Source organism: Salegentibacter sp. Hel_I_6, assembly GCF_000745315.1.
GTDB lineage: Bacteria > Bacteroidota > Bacteroidia > Flavobacteriales > Flavobacteriaceae > Salegentibacter.
On record NZ_JQNQ01000001.1, the window covers coordinates 3614755 to 3633325 of the forward strand.

The following is an 18571-nucleotide window of genomic DNA, read 5'->3' on the forward strand; positions in this document are numbered from 1 at the left end:
GTTTATATTCAACTTTATACAGAATTATTAGGCTATTGCTCTTATTTTTCTTTCTGAAATTTCCATGATTTCGTGAATATCATTGTCTTCCACGCATCTTCTGGAATCAGCATAATTTAGGAATTCAGCATAAACTTGATCTAACTGAAGTTTAGTTAAATCGTATCCCATTTTCTTGGCTTTAAAAGCTAAGGCAGCTCTTCCGCTTCTTGCGGTAAGTACGATGGCAGATTCAGTTACCCCAACTTCTGCGGGATCTATAATTTCGTAAGTTTCACGGTTTTTAATTACTCCGTCCTGGTGAATTCCGGAGCTATGTGCAAATGCATTCGCACCTACAATTGCTTTGTTTGGTTGTACAAACATTCCCATTTCACGGGAAACCATACAACTGGTATCAAAAAGGAATTTTTGGTCTATATCTGTATTTAAATTTAAAGTTGGGTGTTGTCTTAAGATCATGACAACCTCTTCCAAAGCGGTATTCCCGGCACGCTCCCCAATTCCGTTGATGGTGCATTCTATTTGCCGTGCGCCATTCTGCACACCTGCAATAGCATTTGCTGTAGCAAGCCCTAAATCGTTGTGACAGTGGCAGGAAATTCTAACCTTATCGATGTCTTTTACGTTGTCTTTTAAATACTTTATTTTTCTTCCGTATTCATCAGGAAGGCAGTATCCGGTAGTATCAGGGATATTTAGAACAGTTGCTCCGGCTTTGATCATTTCAGTACAAACACGGGCAAGAAATTCATTATCGGTTCTTCCGGCATCTTCAGCATAAAATTCAACATCGTCTACAAAATTCTTAGCATGTTTAACCGCGGCAACACCACGCACAATAATTTCTTCTCGTGTGGAATTGAATTTATATTTAATATGAGAATCTGAAGTACCAATCCCGGTATGAATACGTGGTTTTTTGGCGGGTTTTAAAGCTTCAGCAGCAACTTCGATATCTTTTTTAACAGCACGTGTGAGTCCACAAACGGCGGCATTCTTTGCCAGTTTAGAGATTTCATAAACCGATTGAAAATCGCCGGGACTGGACACAGGAAAACCTGCTTCAATAACATCTACTCCCAGCTCATCAAGGCGCGCAGCTATTTTAAGTTTTTGGGCTGTATTTAATTTACAACCTGGAACCTGCTCTCCGTCTCGTAACGTTGTGTCAAAAATTTCTACCTTTTCTGTGCTCATAAGAGATTTATTTTACTTTATCTTTAACTAAAGTATTATTATCTATACACTCCCGGCCTCAGAAAATTAGGTCATTACGATAATTAAAGTATAAATTCAAGTCTATATATACTGATATTCAGTAAGTTAAAAACTATGTTGTTACAATGACTAATGATTTAACCGATAACTTATTTTTTCTAATTAAGTCGCTTTCGCCTTCTGAAAAGCGGCAATTTTCGTTATATGTGGGAAGGATTGGCGTGAATACCGATAGTAAATTCCTGAATTTATTTAAGGTAATGACCAAGCTGAAAAAGTATAATGAGAAAGAGATTCTGTTGAAAACAAAGATCAGTAAACAACAATTATCTAATGTAAAAGCACATTTATATAAGCAAATTCTTATAAGTTTAAGGTTGAACCCTGCACATCAGAGCATTCCGGTGCAAATAAGGGAACAATTTGATTTCGCTTATATTCTTTATCGAAAAGGGCTTTACAAACAAAGTTTAAAGTTGCTGGATAAAATTAAAGGTCAGGCGCTTGAATACGAAGAAAAAAACCTCGCTTATGAGATTCTGGAACTTGAAAAGATTATAGAATCACAATATATTACTCGAAGCATAGAAAACCGTTCAGAAAGTTTGATTCAACAAACCAGGGACTTAAGTGCTCTTAATTTAATTTCCAGTAAGCTTTCTAATTTATCTTTGCAGCTATATGCCATTTTTTTAAAAATGGGTTATGCCAGGACTCAGGAAGAAGCCGATAGTATTAGAAATTATTTCTATCAAAACTTACCAGAATATAAATTCAGCGAACTTGGGTTTAGGGAGAAATTATGGCTTTACAAAGCTCATTTATGGTTTAGCTTTATTACTCAGGACTTTCTTTCCTGTTATCGTTACTCAATGAAATGGATAGATCTTTTTAATGAGCATAAACATTTAGTACCTATACATCCGGTTTCCTATTTAAAAGGGAATCATTACTTGTTGGAATCTCTTTTCTACTTAAATCACACCAAATTATTTGAAAGTACTTTGAAAAATCTTGAAGCTACTTTAAAAGATCCTAAAATTCCAGACGACGATAATATTAAAGCGCTTGCTTTTCTATATCTGTATTCCAATAAATTAAACCTGCGTTTTATGCAGGGCAATTTTGCAAATGGCGATGAACTTGTGGAGAAAATTCAGAAACGAATTAAAAAATATAAAGATCGACTTGATGAGCACCATATTATGGTGTTTTATTATAAGATTGCGAGTTTATATTTTGGGGACGGTAACAATAAAAAGTGTATTGAATTTCTAAATAAAATTATCAATAATAAATCCCTTGAAATGCGGGAAGATTTAATGTGTTTCTCCAGAATATTGAGCCTGGTTGCGCATTACGAAGCCGGACTGGATTATCATTTAGATCGTTTGGTGAAATCTACCTACAAGTTCTTGATAAGGATGAACGATCTTCACGAAGTTCAAAAGGAAATGATACGTTTTCTTAGAAATTTACCTGAAGTTTCGCCGCTTGAAATTAAGGATGAATTTAGAAAACTGCATAGTAAACTGAAGGAGTTTGAAGATCATCCATATGAGCGTAGGGCATTTCTCTATCTCGATATTCTTTCCTGGCTGGAAAGCAAAATAGAAAATCGCCCGGTGGCAAATGTTATCGCTGAGAAGGCGGCTTTGGTGAGTAGATAGTTATTTTTGAAAAACGAGTGGTAAACTATAGCTAATCTTAATTATTTCTCCAAATCGCTTAGCGGGTTTCCATTTTGGCATTTCTTTTATTACTCTGTAGGCTTCTGCTGTATATTTTGAAGGAGCATCTTCTTTTATCTTTATATCTATAATTGAGCCATCAGTATCTACAGTAAAATTAACCACAACCCTATGAGTAGAATTATGCTCAGAAGGCATTTGTATGTTTAGTTTAATATATTTAGATAAAGTCGCTAAACCACCCGGAAATTCAGGCCGAATAAAATAATTAAAATGCTCAATTTCTTTACCATCCTGATTCCAAACTTTTCCATTTTTAAACTGATCTCTTTTAAAAACATCGTGTCTTCTTTTGTTTCCATTTTTCCAATAGGCTATAAGATCACCGTGTTTTTTTCCATTTTTAAAATCTATATTATAAAAAAGTTCTCCTGTATCATACCAATATGTATGCTCCCCTTCATTTATTTCCTTATCGTTTTCTAAATCGTATGTCTCTTTAGATTTAATTTGTCCGTCTAAATAATGTAAAGTTCTTAAAAATTCATAATCTTCGTCTGGAGTAGGAGTGATAATTTTGAAATATTCAGCATTCTTTTTATTATCTAACTCCTGGTACTTATTATCCATATAAATGGTATCCTGGGCAAATGCAGAAAATGAAATTACTGTAAAAATTAAGCTGAGGTAAAGTTTCTTCATAGGTGATTTAGTTACTTTTTAGTTAACACAATTATTCCAAAGCACTTCATCTGGAGGAGGTGCAAGAATGTGAATTTCTTCTTTTTTTACGGGATGAATAAATTTAAGTTCCCTGGCATGCAGATGAATACTGGCGTCTTTATTACTTCGGTCAAATCCGTATTTTAAATCTCCTTTAATCGGGCTGCCAATCGCTGAAAGTTGACTCCTAATTTGATGATGCCGCCCGGTATGCAAATCTACTACCAACAGAAAATAGTTATCCAGTTTTTTTAAAAGTCGATATTCCAGAATAGCTTTTTTGCTTTCAGGAACTTCTTTAATATGAGCGTAAGATTTGTTTTGTTTCGGATTTCTCTTTAAAAAGTGAATTAAAGTATCTGAATCTTTCGGGGGAGCATTTTTTACAATCGCCCAGTAGGTTTTCTTTGCTTCTTTTTCCTGAAAAAGTTTGTTAAGTCTTGGCAGGGCTTTGGAAGTTTTTGAAAAAAGTACGATTCCGCTGGTTGGCCTGTCTAAGCGATGAACAACACCTAAATAAACATTCCCTGGTTTATTGTATTTTTCTTTTATAAATTCTTTTACAACTTCACTAAGCGGTTTATCACCGGTTTTATCACCCTGTACAATATCACCAGGCCGTTTATTTATCACAATAATATGGTTATCTTCAAAAAGTATCTGAAGATTGTTCTTGTTTGAAATTATTTTTTCCAAAGAGAAGGTTTTATTTATACTGCCTACTGCAACTGTTCGCTGCCTACTGAATTAATACTGTTCATCATCAGATGGAAAACTTTTGCTTTTTACATCATCCCGGTAATGCTCAAAAGCATTTGTCATTTCAGTGTGAAGATCGGCATATCTTCTTAAGAACCTGGGATTGAATTCATGGGTCATTCCAAGCATATCGTGAACTACCAAAACCTGTCCGTCTACACCATTTCCAGCACCTATTCCAATTACCGGAATGCTTATACTTTCGGCTACTTCCCTGGCCAATTGCGCGGGAACTTTTTCTAAGACTATAGCAAAGCACCCAAGACGTTCCAATAAAATTGCGTCAGATTTCAATTTTTCAGCTTCAGCTTCTTCTTTTGCTCTAACAGTATAAGTTCCGAATTTATATATGGATTGCGGGGTTAAACCCAAATGTCCCATAACAGGAATTCCGGCATGCAAAATTCGTTTGAGCGATTCTTTAATTTCTTTTCCACCTTCAAGTTTTACGGCGTGGCCACCGCTTTCTTTCATAATTCTAATAGCCGATCTCAAAGCTTCTTTGGGGTCGCTCTGGTAACTTCCAAAAGGAAGATCAACAACTACGAGCGCGCGATTAATAGCCCTAACCACACTGGTTGCGTGGTATATCATTTGGTCTAAAGTAATAGGAAGTGTGGTTTCGTGACCTGCCATAACATTACTGGCAGAATCTCCAACAAGAATAACGTCCATACCTGCACCATCTACAATTTTCGCCATTGAGTAGTCGTAAGCCGTAAGCATAGCGATCTTTTCGCCATTCTTTTTCATATCTACCAATGACTTCGTGGTAACTCTTTTATATTCTTTCTTAGCTATAGACATTACTTGAATTTTAATTTGAGTAAAAGTAGTAAATTTGTGAGCTACAATCAAAAAGCATCTGGATGAAACGATTAATAATACTGGCATTTCTGGTTACCTTCAATTTTTCTTTTTCTCAAAATGCTGAAGACGAGAAAAAAGCAAAGAAACTTATTGAAGATTTTTTTGAAGCCTTTCATGCGCAGGATGCTAAAGAGTTAAAAAGTTTTGCACACTCTGAAATTAAAATGCAATCAATAGCTATAGATGCTGAAGGAAATACCACACTTTCTACCCAAGAATATTTAGACTTTTTAAAATCTATTGCATCTATTCCTGAATCAACAAATTTCGAAGAAAAATTGCACGACTTTGAATTCAATATTAATGGGATGATCGCTAATGTAAGTACGCCCTATTCTTTTTATGTAAATGATAAATTAAGTCATTGCGGTGTAAATACCTTTCAATTAATGAAGACTGAAGGGGAGTGGAAAATTATTTACCTGGTAGATACCCGCAGCAAATCGGGTTGTGAATAATTCTTTTATTCTATATCTTTTACACACCTAAAACCTAAATGTTCCAAACCGCTTTCTGGAGTAGAACTCATTCTGGCGGCATTTCTATAACCGGTGCAATAAGATTCACTACATAAAAAAGAACCTCCGCGAATTACTTTTTGCTGTTCTTCATTAAAATATTCTTTAAAATAACCGTCGGTGCGTTGTTCCAGTTTTGAATAGGCATTGGGATAATAAGTATCTAAAACCCATTCCCAGGCATTTCCTGAAATTTCATAAAGTCCGAAAGCATTTGGAGGAAAGCTTTTTACCGGCGCGGTTTTCTCAAAACTGTCTTTTACTTCATTAGTCACTGGAAAATCGCCCTGATGAAAATTAACAAAATCGGTAGCTTGCTCAAAATCATCTCCCCAGTGGTAGATCTCTTTTTCTTTTCCGCCTCGAGCCAGATATTCAAATTCTGCTTCAGTTGGTAAACGTTTTCCAGCCCATTTCGCATAAGCCATAGCATCATACCAGGAAACCTGCACCACGGGATGATCTTCTTTTCCTTCAATATCACTTTCCGGGCCTTGCGGATGTTTCCAGTTAGCACCTTCTTTAAATTTCCACCAGGCCTGCGGATTATTAGGATTAAAAACCATGGCACCGGGAGGAAATTTTTCTCCTTTAATTTCAAAGCTGCGTTCGGCGGTAGTTACGTATCCGGTTTTTTCTACAAATTTTCTGAACTCAGCATTAGTAACCTCAGTTTTATCTACCCAAATGGTTTCAATTGTTTCTTTATGCTGCGGAAATTCATCGCGCCTTGCTTGTTGTGAATTTCCACCCATCATATATTCCCCACCTTCAATTTTTAGCATTCCGGAGGTTGAAATTGAATCGCGTTCTTCTATCGCTGCAATTTCTTCCAGATATTTTTCGTGATAAGATTTTTCAGTTTTTTCAATCTTTTCTTCGGAAGTTTTAGCCTTCTCTTTTTCCTGATTTTTACAGCTGAAAAATGAACAGAAGAGACAGGCGACGATGAAATATTTTAGAAAGGAGAAACGCATTAATAGATTTTCGGCTAAAGATAAATAAGTGAATAGAAATGATGAAAATTAAAAGAGCCACGAATGCACTAATCTATACTTATTAAGGGGAAAGAAATTTTCAAGTGATTTTTAAATTTCAAGAAAAACTTTCCAAATTTATTATTCGTGAATTCGTGGCAAAATCACGCAAATGAAAAGCCACGAAATTCAAAATTAGTATTTGAAAATTCCGTGGCAGTTTTTTATAAAAATCAAAGTTTATTAAGGTTTTAAAACCACTCTAAATCTCGCTTTATTATTGATCATTTTATCATAAGCTTGACTAACTTTATCAAGCGGATATTCTTCTATTTTTGGTTTTGTACCCGTCATTGCGCTAAACTTTAGAGTATCTTCAGAATCCATTGCGGTACCACTAGGCCAACCCGCAACCGATTTTCTTCCCATTAAAAGTTCCATTGGCGAAACCTCAATAGGATCTCCGGTTGCTGCCACCATTAATAGTTTACCGTCTATTCCCAGGCCACCAATTACAGAGGTAATTGCTTCGCTATTGGGTGCAGTGGCCAAAATTAATTTAGCACCGCCAATATTTTGTAATTCTTTGGCCGCATCTTTTTGTTTTGCATTTATAAAATGGTGTGCCCCTAATTCTTCGGCTAGTTCTTTTTTGCTGTCGCTGGTAGAAATGGCCACGGTGCGCATTCCCATTTTTGCGGCATATTGAATGGCCAAATGACCCAAACCGCCAATTCCCTGAACAGCAACGGTGTCGCCTGCGGTAATTCCTGAATTTCTTAAAGCATTAAAAACCGTAATTCCGGCACAGAGCAGGGGAGCAGCTTCAGCAGAAGATAGATCTTCCGGAATACTTGCTACCGCTTCCTGTGGCGCAGTCATAAATTCGGCGTAACCACCATCGTAAGAGATCCCGCTTATTTTTGCGTTTTCACAGCTAATAAAATCGCCGCGGCGACAGGGTTCACATTCAAAACAATGTCCGCCGTGCCAACCCACGCCAACGCGCTGGCCTTTTTTCCAGTTATTTACGCGAGCACCAACTTCTTCAACGATTCCTACCACTTCGTGGCCGGGAATGCGCGGATATTCAATGCCTGGAAATGCGCCATCTTTTACAAAAGCATCGCTATGGCAAATTCCACAAGCTTCTACCTTGATTAAAACTTCGTTTTCTTTTGGTGAAGGTTTGTCTATTTCAACAACATGAAAATCACCACCTTTTTCTTTTACCTGTACAGCTTTCATAACTTTTTTTAATTGGAAACTGAAGTTACAAAAAGGCTAAATGCTTCTGTTTTAATCCTTTGTTAAATAAGTCTATAAAATCTTTGGAAGCAGGAAGAATACTACAATTCCGTTATTCATGGCGTGCATTGTTATGGGCCAGATAAGGTTTCCGTTTTCGACTTTTATTTTTCCAAAGAAATACCCGGCGATAATTCTTGGGAAAATTAACAGGAATAAAATCAGGTCAAATTGCCAGCCTTCAACGTAATTCCAAATATGAACCAAGCCGAAAAGAGCAGCGGTAAGTAGCCATATTAACCTATAATTTCGGTAGAGGATTATACGAAATACTCTAAGAAATCTTGAAGGTTTAAGAGATTGCAAAAAAAGAAAAATGATAATAGCCGATAATATTACCAGCCCATATTTAAGTAATGAATGCGCTTCCTGCGGAATAAAACCGAGGCCTACAAAAGCAAGTACCGCACAAATAAAAATATAGATTTCGGTGAAAGAAGGTTTAATGAGTGTCCTAAACATACTTTCTTCTAAAATTGGGGCTATAATAACCGCCATAAGAATAAATGCCAACGGACTTTCATCCATTAAATTGAATAATTCGGTTTGCTGGTATTGTTCCAGGTCCAATTCTGGTAAAAAGGTGTTTAGAAATCCCAGAATAAAAAAGAACAAAAAGTAAGTCCCAATCATCAACCAATAGTTGCGAAAGAGATTACTGACTTTTGGTGGGAGGTTTAGGAGCTGCAAGGGATTGAATTTGATTATGGCTGCAATTTAAGACTGTATGATATTTTAAGCCACGAATTCACGAATTTTTATTTTGAATTACATAAAACCTAAAATGAGAACTAAAAACCTAAAACCGAGAACAGAACCAAAACAGATTACCACGTCGGCTATGGCCTCCTCGTAATGACGTTTTTCTTTACCACGAATTCACCAATTTTTCTTTTTGAATTAAATGGAACCAAAACAGAGAACGGATTAAGAAAGGATTGCCGCGTCAGCTATCGCTTCCTCGCAATGACAGATCAATACCCCAACCATAAACTACAAACTAAAAACCAACAAGCAGTCAAAGAACAGATTTCCGCATCGCTTCGCTCTTCGCAATGACGCCAGGATTAGCAATCGCTCAAATTCACCTTTACAGCAAGCCCACCTTCTGAGGTTTCTTTATATTTGGAATTCATATCTTTTGCGGTGTCCCACATGGTTTCAATCACTTTATCCAGTGGAACTTTTGCTTTGGTAGCATCGCTTTCCAGGGCAATTTCAGCTGCGTTAATGGCTTTTATGGCGCCCATTGCGTTTCTTTCAATACAAGGCACCTGAACCAAACCAGCAATAGGATCGCAAGTTAATCCCAGATGATGCTCCATCGCGATTTCTGCTGCCATAAGTACTTGTTCCGGTGTCCCACCAAGTAGTTCTGTTAATCCGCCGGCAGCCATTGCCGAGGATACGCCAATTTCTGCCTGGCAACCACCCATTGCGGCAGAAATCGTAGCTCCTTTTTTAAAGAGACTGCCAATTTCACCGGCAACCAGCATAAAGCGTTTCATATCTTCAAAAGTAGCTTCGTGGTTTTCTATCACCATATAATACATCATTACTGAAGGTACAGTACCGGCGCTACCATTTGTTGGTGCGGTGACCACACGGCCCAAAGATGCATTTACCTCGTTTACACTAATGGCAAAACAACTTACCCATTTAAGGATTTGCCTGAACTTTACTTCAGTTCTTCTAATAGCGGTTATCCAATCTTCGGGCGAATCATATTTTTCTTCCCCAATAAGGCGCTGGTGCATTTCAAAAGAACGGCGTTTCACATTGAGTCCGCCGGGAAGTGTTCCTTCGGTATGGCAGCCAATGAACATCGATTCCAGCATCACATCCCAAATTTGTTTTAAGCCGGCATTTATTTCTTCTTCGGTTCTAAGGGATTTTTCATTTTCCAGAACTATTTCAGAAATAGGTTTGTTTTCAGCTTTACAATAGGCGAGGAGTTCTGTAGCTTTTTCAATAGGAAAAGGAAATTCTAAAAAGCTTTTCATCTTCTTGCTGGCGTTTTTACGCTCTTTCTTTACAACGAACCCGCCGCCGATAGAATAAAAAGAAGAAGATGTTTTTTTACCGTTTTTCAGTTTAGCCCGAAATGTCATTCCGTTAGGATGAAACTCAAGGAATTTCTTGTTAAACTTTACATCATTAGCAATGCTAAAATCGATCTCTTTTTCGCCGTTAAATTGAAGTTTTTTTGTTTCCCTGATCTTTTGAATTTCAGGATCAATTACCGAAATATCCATAGTTACAGGATCGTGACCACAAAGTCCTAAAACAGTAGCAATATCTGTGGCGTGCCCAATTCCGGTAAGGGAAAGAGAGCCATAGAGATCTATATGTATATTTTCCACGTCATCAAAAGTGCCTTTTTGCTTTAATTCTGCAATCCAGCGTTGTGCTGCACGCCATGGGCCTAAAGTATGAGAACTGGAAGGGCCCACGCCAACCTTCAACATATCAAAAACACTAATACATTCAATTTTTCGCATCGTATAACTCCTATTTTACTGCAAAAATAAGGATTTGTTAGTATGAAGTAGAATGAATTGAAGAATATTAAAACGATTTCTGGAATGTTTGTGAACAGGCTTTAGGTTTTCACTATTTGGTAAAGCGCAGATTTGGCAAGAGGTTTTAGAAATAAATGACAACCTGTCATAAGTTTTCTGCTGGCATAAAGATTGACTTTAACACATCGAAGAAATGAAATCAATAATATAAAATATAACGAATAGAATTATGGGTAAAATAATTGGAATTGACTTAGGAACTACCAACTCTTGCGTTGCAGTAATGGAAGGTAACGAGCCTACGGTAATACCTAATGCCGAAGGAAAAAGAACTACACCATCTGTTATTGCATTTGTAGAAGGTGGCGAAATAAAGGTTGGAGATCCTGCGAAGAGACAGGCGGTAACTAATCCTACGAAGACCGTAGCATCTATAAAGAGATTTATGGGGAATAAATATTCTGAATCTTCTAAAGAAGCAGGAAGAGTTCCTTATAAAGTAGTAAAAGGTGATAACGATACTCCGCGTGTAGAAATTGACGGAAGAAAATATACTCCGCAAGAACTTTCTGCAATGGTGCTTCAAAAAATGAAGAAAACTGCAGAAGATTATCTTGGACAGGATGTAACTGAAGCGGTAATTACCGTGCCTGCTTACTTTAACGATTCTCAGCGTCAAGCTACAAAAGAAGCTGGTGAGATCGCAGGATTAAAAGTTAGTAGAATTATAAACGAGCCTACTGCAGCAGCACTTGCTTACGGACTTGATAAAAAATCACAAGATCAGAAGATCGCTGTATATGACCTTGGTGGTGGTACATTTGATATCTCTATCCTTGAATTAGGTGATGGTGTATTTGAAGTATTGTCTACAAATGGTGATACGCACCTTGGTGGTGATGATTTTGATGAGGTATTAATCGATTATCTTGCAGATTCTTTCCAGAAAGCTGAAGATATTGATTTGAGAAAAGATCCAATGGCACTTCAGCGTTTAAAAGAAGCTGCTGAAAAAGCTAAAATTGAGTTGTCTTCTTCAACACAGACAGAAATCAATTTACCTTATGTAACGGCAACTTCCAGCGGGCCAAAACACCTTGTAGAAACTATTAGCCGTTCTAAATTTGAGCAATTGGCTTCAGAATTGGTAACGCGCTCTATGGATCCTGTTAAAAAAGCGCTTAGCGATGCAGGACTTTCAAAAAGCGATATAGACGAAGTAATTCTTGTTGGTGGTTCTACCCGTATTCCTAAAATTCAGGAAGAAGTAGAAGCATTTTTCGGTAAAAAACCTTCTAAAGGTGTAAACCCAGATGAGGTTGTTGCAATTGGTGCAGCTATCCAGGGTGGTGTATTAACCGGAGATGTAAAAGATGTATTGTTACTTGATGTTACTCCTCTTTCTTTAGGTATTGAAACTATGGGAGGAGTTAATACAAAACTTATAGAATCCAATACAACCATTCCAACTAAGAAATCACAGACCTTCTCTACGGCTGCCGATAATCAGCCTTCAGTGGAAATCCACGTATTGCAGGGTGAGCGTCCAATGGCGACCGATAACAAAACAATTGGTAGATTTCACTTAGATGGAATTCCACCAGCGCCAAGAGGAACACCTCAAATTGAAGTGACTTTTGATATTGATGCCAATGGTATTATTAAAGTAAGCGCTACCGATAAAGCAACCGGAAAATCTCAGGACATTCGAATCGAGGCTTCTTCAGGATTAACCGAAGAAGAAATCGAGAAGATGAAGAAAGAAGCTGAAGCAAATGCTGAAAGCGATAAGAAAACCAAAGAAAAAGTAGATAAGCTGAACGAAGCTGATGCTATGATCTTCCAAACTGAAAAGCAGTTAAAAGAATTTGGTGATAAGATTTCTGAAGACAAGAAAAAGCCGGTAGAAGAAGCTTTAGAAGAATTGAAGAAAGCTTACGAAACCAAAGAGTTGGATCAAATCACTCCTGCTTTAGACAAATTGAACGAAGCCTGGAAAACAGCTTCTGAAGAAATGTATAAAGCACAAGCTGACGCACAAGGCGGACAGGCAGGACCACAACAAGGTGCTACCGGAGCCGAAGGCGGCGAACAAGCTGGAGGAAACTCTAAAAGCGGAGACGACGTAGAAGATGTAGATTTTGAGGAAGTGAAGTAAGCAGAAAGCCATTTTTCTTCGCGCTTTGCGCTAAAGAAAAATGTGCGAATCGCTTATCCTGAACTCACATTTCGGGATCTTCACGAGATCGAATCACAATAAGCTTGAAAAGCCTCGCAGCAATGCGGGGCTTTTTTTATGCACAAATTTTGACTGGAAGGGAGAGTTAATAAAATCAGAGAAACGCAATCATTATGATCTGGTCATCTCATTGAAAGATGAGCTTTCCTTACACATAAAATACTTCACTTATATACTTTTGATTTGATGAGGATTAGAACCTTTAAGAGATAGTTATTTTTTTAAAGGAAATCCCCTATAATATATTCTTATGAGATTCTATAGTTTTGATAACGATTCAATCCTGAATCACTTTTAGATTACTATTTATTATTTGACCCCTGCCATTTTATCCCCTCGTAGAAATCATTAAGACATACAATTTTGTATGGACTGATTTTGTAGTGCTTTGTTATTAACCACTCAATTTTAATAATTATGGAAAATTTCAGATTGCAACGATTTCTAATGCTATTTCTGGTAGTACTGATCGTCTCCTGTAGTAATGATGAAAAAGTAATCCCAGATAATCTAACCAATGAGCATGTAGCTATAGTTCATTTGGGAGCTATTCTAAATGATTTTAATGATCAACAATCAAGACAGTCTTTAGAGGATATTCCAGATTGTAGCGAAGAGGCGCCCGGTTTTGCACAAATCGTTCTAACTTATGGGGACGAAGGGACATCTGTAGATATAGTAATTGAAATTTTAGAAGATGAAAATGGTTTATTCACAGTTTATGATGAAGCTTTAGAGATTCCAATCCCGAGTGGGGAAACTAGTGTTTCGGTAACTTTAAATGAGTTTTTCGTCTGGACCAATGTAGATGATGAACCAGGAGAGATCATCTGGGCCGCTCCAAAAATTGGAAGTGATTTCGCAGATCTTGTAGAAAATCCTTTGCCATTTACCTGGAATCTGAGGGCTGGATCTAAAACTTACACAAATGTTGATGTTCTGTGCTTCGACGATAGATTAGTAAATCTTTATGGATATCAATTCTTTGATATAGCTCCAAAGGTTATTTATGAATTATGCTTCTTTGCGAATTATTGTACAAATTCGGGAAGACATTATACCGCTACTTACAGTCTTGATATTTATTATGGCACAGATGCTAATGGTGCACCGTTATATACAGGTGAAATTCCTATGACTGGTGAGGATGGTGAATTTTATGCTGATCCACTTTGTTTAGCTATTCCCGGACCACAAAATGATGAAGCAGCCGATGAACCTTATTTATATTACGTTGCCACTTTGATTGATTGGGAAGATAATTACGGCGATGCTAATGGTCAATCAGTAAATGGAACTTTGAGTTGGAATGAAGTTCAAGACTTGTTAAATGCTGATGGAGAGACCAATGAATATGTGCATATATTTATTAATTGTGATGAAGGAGCTACCGAGTGTGGCGAATTTGAAGCTATTCCAGAATCTTCTTTTTACGAAACTATTATCCCTGAAAACCCCGTTGATTATTTCGAAATTGTAACCTATTTGGATGAAATTATATTTAATTTCTCCCAGGGCGAATTATGTGCAGGTGCTGAAGATATGGCTAATTGCACCAATGAATTCAATAATCTTATTGCTGATGATGGTTTCGTAATAAGTTGTTTGCCAGCAGGATGTTATACTTTCATCAGGGAGCAGACAGATGGAGTGAATCAACTTATTACTACCGATGAGGAATTGCTGGAGTTCTTAGGAAACATAGATTCTAAAGGGGACGCTTTATTACTAGCCTTAGCCAACGATTATTACTGGAGTATAAATGATATAGAAAACGGAGCTATTAAGGAAGCTTGTAGCGGTTATGAGTTAATAGCGAGTAAAATAGTAAGTAGTTGTGCGCCTTTACAAATAGACAGGTTTCTTTTGAGGATTACCCCATCGGGCCAGATTATTATTTTAGATCAGGAAGTGATAGAATTTGGTGAGAATCTATGTATTTAAGCTAACAACTTCCTAAGGTCCCGGATCAAGGTTATTGTTTCATCTCTTTCAGAAATGCTAGGAACTGAGCTTCAATATTCCAATGAGAGGTGGATATTGGCGAACCCCGATTATTGTTTGAGTCGGGGATTTAAAGAATATATTTCTGTAGAACCTTAACTCGAGTCTTTTGAGTTAAGGTTTTTTTTCTTGCTATTTTAGCGGCAGGGTAGAGTAGAGTCAAAGACTTATTTGTGTTAAATTATTTTCTCCCGGACGGCAATCAAGGTGCTAAAAGATTTTTTATTTTTTTATACTTCCAGAACTTCCGGATTTTAATTTCACTCCGCTTAATTTTCTTCGAAAGGATTCCTCAATAAAATACTGTAGTAAATCTGAAGCTTTTTCAATACTTAATCCATTCTCATGAATATTGGAAATACAATTACGTCGTTCATCTGTAGTTCCCGGCTTGGGTTCATAGGTTGTATAAATCCCCAAACTTTTTGGAGAAGATAATCCGGGACGCTCTCCAATAAGAACCACAGTAAATTTTGTTTTGAGCGTGGAAGCAATTTCATCACTAATTGCTACGCGTCCATATTTCACTAAACATAATCCGATGTTATAATTAACTTTCAGTTTTGGAAGAATTTCCTGAAGTAGCGGAATTGCCCTTTCGTTAATAGCATCGGCAGCAAGACCATCTGTTAAAATGAATAAAATATCAAAATCATTATTTTTACCAGAAGACTTTGGATCTGCCAGTTTTTTACCAAGGTCCGGACGTTTTAGATATTCTTTTCTGTCGCTAACTTTTGTATCAAATAGAAAAACAGGTAGATCGAATTCTCCCAATGCTCTCTTAAGTTCTTCAATTTTTAAATCTGAATAGATGGCATCTTTAGTAAAAGCATGGTCTTCCTGAAAGTTCAATACTTCTTTGGTAGGCAAACTTCCACCTGTATTACCCAATGCTATTCTAGCTCTAGATAGAGACCTTAGTTCTTGCCAGGGATCTTTCTGAAAATAATTATTTTTAGAGATTTCTTTTGGCATTACCTCAGTTTTAAAATCTGTTCAGGAATTTCTCTTCGATTTCCTTCTTCGTCCATAATGCCCATATTAAGTAACCATTTTTCAAATTCCGGAGCCGGTCTTTTATTCAGAACTTTCCTAAGATACATGGCATCATGAAAGGAAGTTGATTGATAATTCAGCATAATATCATCAGCTCCCGGAACGCCCATAATATAATTACAGCCTGCAACGCCCAATAAGGTAAGTAAACTATCCATATCATCCTGGTCAGCTTCCGCGTGATTGGTATAACAAACATCGCAACCCATCGGCAAACCAAGGAGCTTTCCACAAAAATGATCTTCGAGCGCGGCTCTGGTTATTTGTTTTCCGTCATATAAGTATTCCGGACCAATAAATCCTACTACTGTATTTACCAGGAAAGGATCGAATTTCCTGGCCACAGCATAAGCACGGGCTTCACAGGTTTGCTGATCTATTCCATGATGGGCATTTGCTGAAAGCGAAGAACCCTGACCGGTTTCAAAATACATCATCTGTTTTCCAATGGTCCCCCGGTTTAATTCTTTCCCGGCATTATAAGCTTCCTGAAGCAATTTCAGATCGATGCCGAAGGAAGAATTGGTTTTCTCTGTACCACCAATAGATTGAAAAATAAGATCTACTGGAGCTTTATCGATAATTTCAAGAGTGGTGGTAAGATGGCTAAGAATACAATTTTGAGTAGGTATTTCATACTGATGTCTGAACTCATCCAGTTGCTTTAAAAGTTTTGAAACCTCCTGTGGATTATCGGTAGCAGGATTTATTCCAATAACAGCGTCACCACAACCGTACATAAGTCCGTCGATGATACTTGCGGCAATTCCTTTTGGATCATCAGAAGGATTATTTGGTTGTAAACGAACTGAAAAATGACCTTTTAAACCTACCGTATTTCTGAATTGGGTAATTATTTCAATTTTTGAAGCGATAGAGATAAGATCCTGGTTACGCATGATCTTAGAAACAGCCGCAACCATTTCAGGAGTCAATCCCGCTGACAGTTTTTTAAGTGAGCTTCCATCAACCTGATAAGAAAGCAGAAAATCACGAAACTCACCAACCGTTAAATTTGATATTGGTTTAAACGCTTCAGCATCATGATCATCGATAATGAGCCGGGTTACTTCATCCTTTTCGTAAGGAATCAAAAGATCCTCTAAAAAGGTTTGCAGCGGAATCTCACTGAGGCAGTATTGAGCGGCAATACGTTCTTTATTATCTACCGCAGTGATTTCGGCTAAGGCATCTCCAGACCTTTCCGGAGTAGCTTTCGCTAAAACGGTCTTAAGATCTTTAAAAGAATAGGTTTTTCCGCGAAGTGAAAATTTGTATGCCATGGTTTGCATTCCTGAACTGAATTTACAAAGTTTATAGCATAAGATGTATAGAATTAAATGATTTATGTTTTATTTAATGCTTCCCTTGTAACGATTAACTGATTAATGTGTAGATATAAACAAAATTAAATATCACCAAAAGAGCAAAACAAATCAAGCTGAAAACTCTATAATTCTTTCCCGGGCGATGTTTTTGGGGCATTTGTTTTCCCGTCACGAGTTTATAATTAAACCAGGCTAAAAATGGCGCCGATAGAAATGAAAGTCCGGCGGCGAAATCTACTAAAATTGTAAATGAACCGGAGAGGAAATATAAAATTGAAAGGGATAGTACCGGAATAATAAAAATGGAAGTTCGGTAAATTTTCCATTTTTCTTTTTTGTCTTCAGGTTTATCTTTTTCCGGGTTTTTTAATTCAGAAATCACCCTGGGGTAAGCGTCGGTAACCGTTAAGACTGTACTCAACATGGTAATAAAAGCTGCAACCGAAATTAAGGGTTTGCTCCATTCCCCAAGCGTTTTTCCGTAAAGTTCTACTAATTGGCTCGAAAACTCTACACTGTTGCTGGAAAACGAAGTGCCGCTGCCAAACATTACTAAAACGCCGAGTAAAAAGAATAATAATCCAATAAATGCAGCCGAAAGATAGCCTACGTTGAAATCGGCAAAAGCACCTTTTACTGAAATTTTCTGTTTGTTTTGAACTGCTTTTTCTTTGGTCCAGATAGAATGCCAAACCGAAGCATCTAAAGGAATAGGCATCCAGCCCATAAAAGCGATTATAAAACCTAAACTAGCAGTAGACCATAACGAAGGTGGTTCGGTGGTAACTGCATCTTTTACCGTTCCCGCACCAAAAGCCATAATTACTGCAGCAAGTGTAGCCAACGTCAATAAAGTAACGATGACTTTCATACTTTTATCCAGGCCGGGATATTTTCCTATTAAAAGCAAAGCGATACAGGCAATGAGGATGATGCCACTCCATAGAAACGGGGACCACCCAAAATTGAATAGTCGCTCGGCTAAACCAGCGGTAACAATAGTCACTGCGGCCTGGATAATAAACATACTGCCTAAAGTGATTAAAATATAGATCCAATAAGGAAATTTACCCAGTTTTTTATAGCCGGTAATGAGGTGATTGCCGGTACCTGCGGCAAACCTGGGGCCAAATTCCAAAAAAGGATATTTTGAAATACAAGCCACGATTAAAACCCAAATTAAGATAAATCCATAATCGGCACCGGCACGTGTTGCCTGTACTAAATGAGAAACTCCAATGGCTGCTCCAGCCAGTAAAAATCCGGGGCCAATACTTTTTAAAATGGATTTTTTAGAAGAAGTAATTTTTTGTTTCATTCTAAAGTTTGGACTTTTTAAAAACTTGTTACAT

The 18571-nt window shown here is 37.3% G+C and carries 15 protein-coding genes; 4 read left to right on the plus strand and 11 right to left on the minus strand.

Features of this window, described 5'->3' with window-relative positions:
- Positions 1-27: 27 nt before the first annotated feature.
- Entirely contained in the window at positions 28-1200 is a 1173-nt protein-coding gene (locus FG27_RS15985; protein WP_051935893.1) for a 2-isopropylmalate synthase, read from the minus strand.
- Between the two features lie 146 nt (positions 1201-1346).
- Between FG27_RS15985 and FG27_RS15990 the strand changes: the two genes are divergently transcribed.
- Complete coding sequence (locus FG27_RS15990) at positions 1347-2891, plus strand: hypothetical protein (protein WP_037320878.1); 1545 nt, start codon at positions 1347-1349, stop codon at positions 2889-2891.
- Here the strand turns inward: FG27_RS15990 and FG27_RS18770 are convergent, their stop codons facing one another.
- Genes FG27_RS18770 through panB form a run of 3 tightly spaced genes read right to left on the minus strand, consistent with a single transcriptional unit; the run spans position 2892 to position 5201 of the window.
- A complete protein-coding gene (locus tag FG27_RS18770; RefSeq protein ID WP_051935894.1) occupies positions 2892-3614 on the minus strand; it encodes an energy transducer TonB in 723 nt (240 codons plus the stop codon). It lies immediately after the preceding gene.
- A gap of 18 nt (positions 3615-3632) precedes the next feature.
- Positions 3633-4331 carry an RluA family pseudouridine synthase gene (locus FG27_RS16000; protein WP_037320879.1) on the minus strand — a complete coding sequence of 233 codons (699 nt, stop codon included), beginning with the start codon at positions 4329-4331 and terminating at the stop codon, positions 3633-3635.
- A 51-nt stretch (positions 4332-4382) separates the two neighbouring features.
- Positions 4383-5201 carry a 3-methyl-2-oxobutanoate hydroxymethyltransferase gene (gene panB / locus FG27_RS16005; RefSeq protein ID WP_037322378.1) on the minus strand — a complete coding sequence of 273 codons (819 nt, stop codon included), beginning with the start codon at positions 5199-5201 and terminating at the stop codon, positions 4383-4385.
- 62 nt (positions 5202-5263) lie between these two features.
- Here panB and FG27_RS16010 point away from each other — a divergent pair, with 62 nt between their 5' ends.
- Positions 5264-5722: a nuclear transport factor 2 family protein gene (locus FG27_RS16010; protein WP_037320882.1), complete on the plus strand. Its 459-nt coding sequence runs from the start codon at positions 5264-5266 to the stop codon at positions 5720-5722.
- A gap of 5 nt (positions 5723-5727) precedes the next feature.
- Here the strand turns inward: FG27_RS16010 and FG27_RS16015 are convergent, their stop codons facing one another.
- The 4 genes from FG27_RS16015 to FG27_RS16030 all read right to left on the minus strand — a co-directional run bounded on the left by FG27_RS16015 (position 5728) and on the right by FG27_RS16030 (position 10568).
- Entirely contained in the window at positions 5728-6759 is a 1032-nt protein-coding gene (locus FG27_RS16015) for a formylglycine-generating enzyme family protein (protein ID WP_037320884.1), read from the minus strand.
- 243 nt (positions 6760-7002) lie between these two features.
- Positions 7003-8007: an alcohol dehydrogenase gene (locus tag FG27_RS16020; protein WP_037320886.1), complete on the minus strand. Its 1005-nt coding sequence runs from the start codon at positions 8005-8007 to the stop codon at positions 7003-7005.
- A 72-nt stretch (positions 8008-8079) separates the two neighbouring features.
- Positions 8080-8700, minus strand: coding sequence for a type II CAAX prenyl endopeptidase Rce1 family protein (locus tag FG27_RS16025; protein WP_037320887.1), 621 nt, complete (start codon positions 8698-8700; stop codon positions 8080-8082).
- A gap of 434 nt (positions 8701-9134) precedes the next feature.
- Positions 9135-10568: an L-serine ammonia-lyase gene (locus tag FG27_RS16030; RefSeq protein WP_037320888.1), complete on the minus strand. Its 1434-nt coding sequence runs from the start codon at positions 10566-10568 to the stop codon at positions 9135-9137.
- A 250-nt stretch (positions 10569-10818) separates the two neighbouring features.
- Between FG27_RS16030 and dnaK the strand changes: the two genes are divergently transcribed.
- Together dnaK and FG27_RS16040 are read left to right on the plus strand one after the other, a co-directional pair.
- Positions 10819-12747 carry a molecular chaperone DnaK gene (dnaK, locus tag FG27_RS16035; RefSeq protein ID WP_037320890.1) on the plus strand — a complete coding sequence of 643 codons (1929 nt, stop codon included), beginning with the start codon at positions 10819-10821 and terminating at the stop codon, positions 12745-12747.
- A 498-nt stretch (positions 12748-13245) separates the two neighbouring features.
- Positions 13246-14772 (plus strand): hypothetical protein, encoded by a 1527-nt coding sequence (locus tag FG27_RS16040; protein ID WP_037320892.1) that lies wholly within the window; start codon positions 13246-13248, stop codon positions 14770-14772.
- Positions 14773-15054: 282 nt separating this feature from the next.
- On the opposite strand, the gene eutC is transcribed toward FG27_RS16040, so the two are convergent.
- From eutC to FG27_RS16055, 3 genes are all read right to left on the minus strand, one after another.
- Positions 15055-15810 (minus strand): ethanolamine ammonia-lyase subunit EutC, encoded by a 756-nt coding sequence (eutC, locus tag FG27_RS16045; RefSeq protein ID WP_051935895.1) that lies wholly within the window; start codon positions 15808-15810, stop codon positions 15055-15057.
- Positions 15810-17174: an ethanolamine ammonia-lyase subunit EutB gene (locus tag FG27_RS16050; protein WP_037322381.1), complete on the minus strand. Its 1365-nt coding sequence runs from the start codon at positions 17172-17174 to the stop codon at positions 15810-15812. Before FG27_RS16050 ends, eutC begins: the two co-directional genes overlap by 1 nt.
- Positions 17175-17268: 94 nt before the next feature.
- On the minus strand, positions 17269-18537 hold the full coding sequence (locus FG27_RS16055) for an NRAMP family divalent metal transporter (protein ID WP_037320894.1): 1269 nt from the start codon (positions 18535-18537) through the stop codon (positions 17269-17271).
- Positions 18538-18571: the final 34 nt, after the last annotated feature.

What these genes read in the sequence shown, in the direction of transcription:
- FG27_RS15985 (WP_051935893.1), bottom strand. Translation starts at nt 1,200, where the DNA reads ATGAGCACAGAAAAGGTAGAAATTTTTGACACAACGTTACGAGACGGA.
- FG27_RS15990 (WP_037320878.1), top strand. Translation starts at nt 1,347, where the DNA reads ATGACTAATGATTTAACCGATAACTTATTTTTTCTAATTAAGTCGCTT.
- FG27_RS18770 (WP_051935894.1), bottom strand. Translation starts at nt 3,614, where the DNA reads ATGAAGAAACTTTACCTCAGCTTAATTTTTACAGTAATTTCATTTTCT.
- panB (WP_037322378.1), bottom strand. Translation starts at nt 5,201, where the DNA reads ATGTCTATAGCTAAGAAAGAATATAAAAGAGTTACCACGAAGTCATTG.
- FG27_RS16010 (WP_037320882.1), top strand. Translation starts at nt 5,264, where the DNA reads ATGAAACGATTAATAATACTGGCATTTCTGGTTACCTTCAATTTTTCT.
- FG27_RS16015 (WP_037320884.1), bottom strand. Translation starts at nt 6,759, where the DNA reads ATGCGTTTCTCCTTTCTAAAATATTTCATCGTCGCCTGTCTCTTCTGT.
- FG27_RS16020 (WP_037320886.1), bottom strand. Translation starts at nt 8,007, where the DNA reads ATGAAAGCTGTACAGGTAAAAGAAAAAGGTGGTGATTTTCATGTTGTT.
- FG27_RS16025 (WP_037320887.1), bottom strand. Translation starts at nt 8,700, where the DNA reads ATGATTGGGACTTACTTTTTGTTCTTTTTTATTCTGGGATTTCTAAAC.
- FG27_RS16030 (WP_037320888.1), bottom strand. Translation starts at nt 10,568, where the DNA reads ATGCGAAAAATTGAATGTATTAGTGTTTTTGATATGTTGAAGGTTGGC.
- dnaK (WP_037320890.1), top strand. Translation starts at nt 10,819, where the DNA reads ATGGGTAAAATAATTGGAATTGACTTAGGAACTACCAACTCTTGCGTT.
- FG27_RS16040 (WP_037320892.1), top strand. Translation starts at nt 13,246, where the DNA reads ATGGAAAATTTCAGATTGCAACGATTTCTAATGCTATTTCTGGTAGTA.
- eutC (WP_051935895.1), bottom strand. Translation starts at nt 15,810, where the DNA reads ATGCCAAAAGAAATCTCTAAAAATAATTATTTTCAGAAAGATCCCTGG.
- FG27_RS16050 (WP_037322381.1), bottom strand. Translation starts at nt 17,174, where the DNA reads ATGGCATACAAATTTTCACTTCGCGGAAAAACCTATTCTTTTAAAGAT.
- FG27_RS16055 (WP_037320894.1), bottom strand. Translation starts at nt 18,537, where the DNA reads ATGAAACAAAAAATTACTTCTTCTAAAAAATCCATTTTAAAAAGTATT.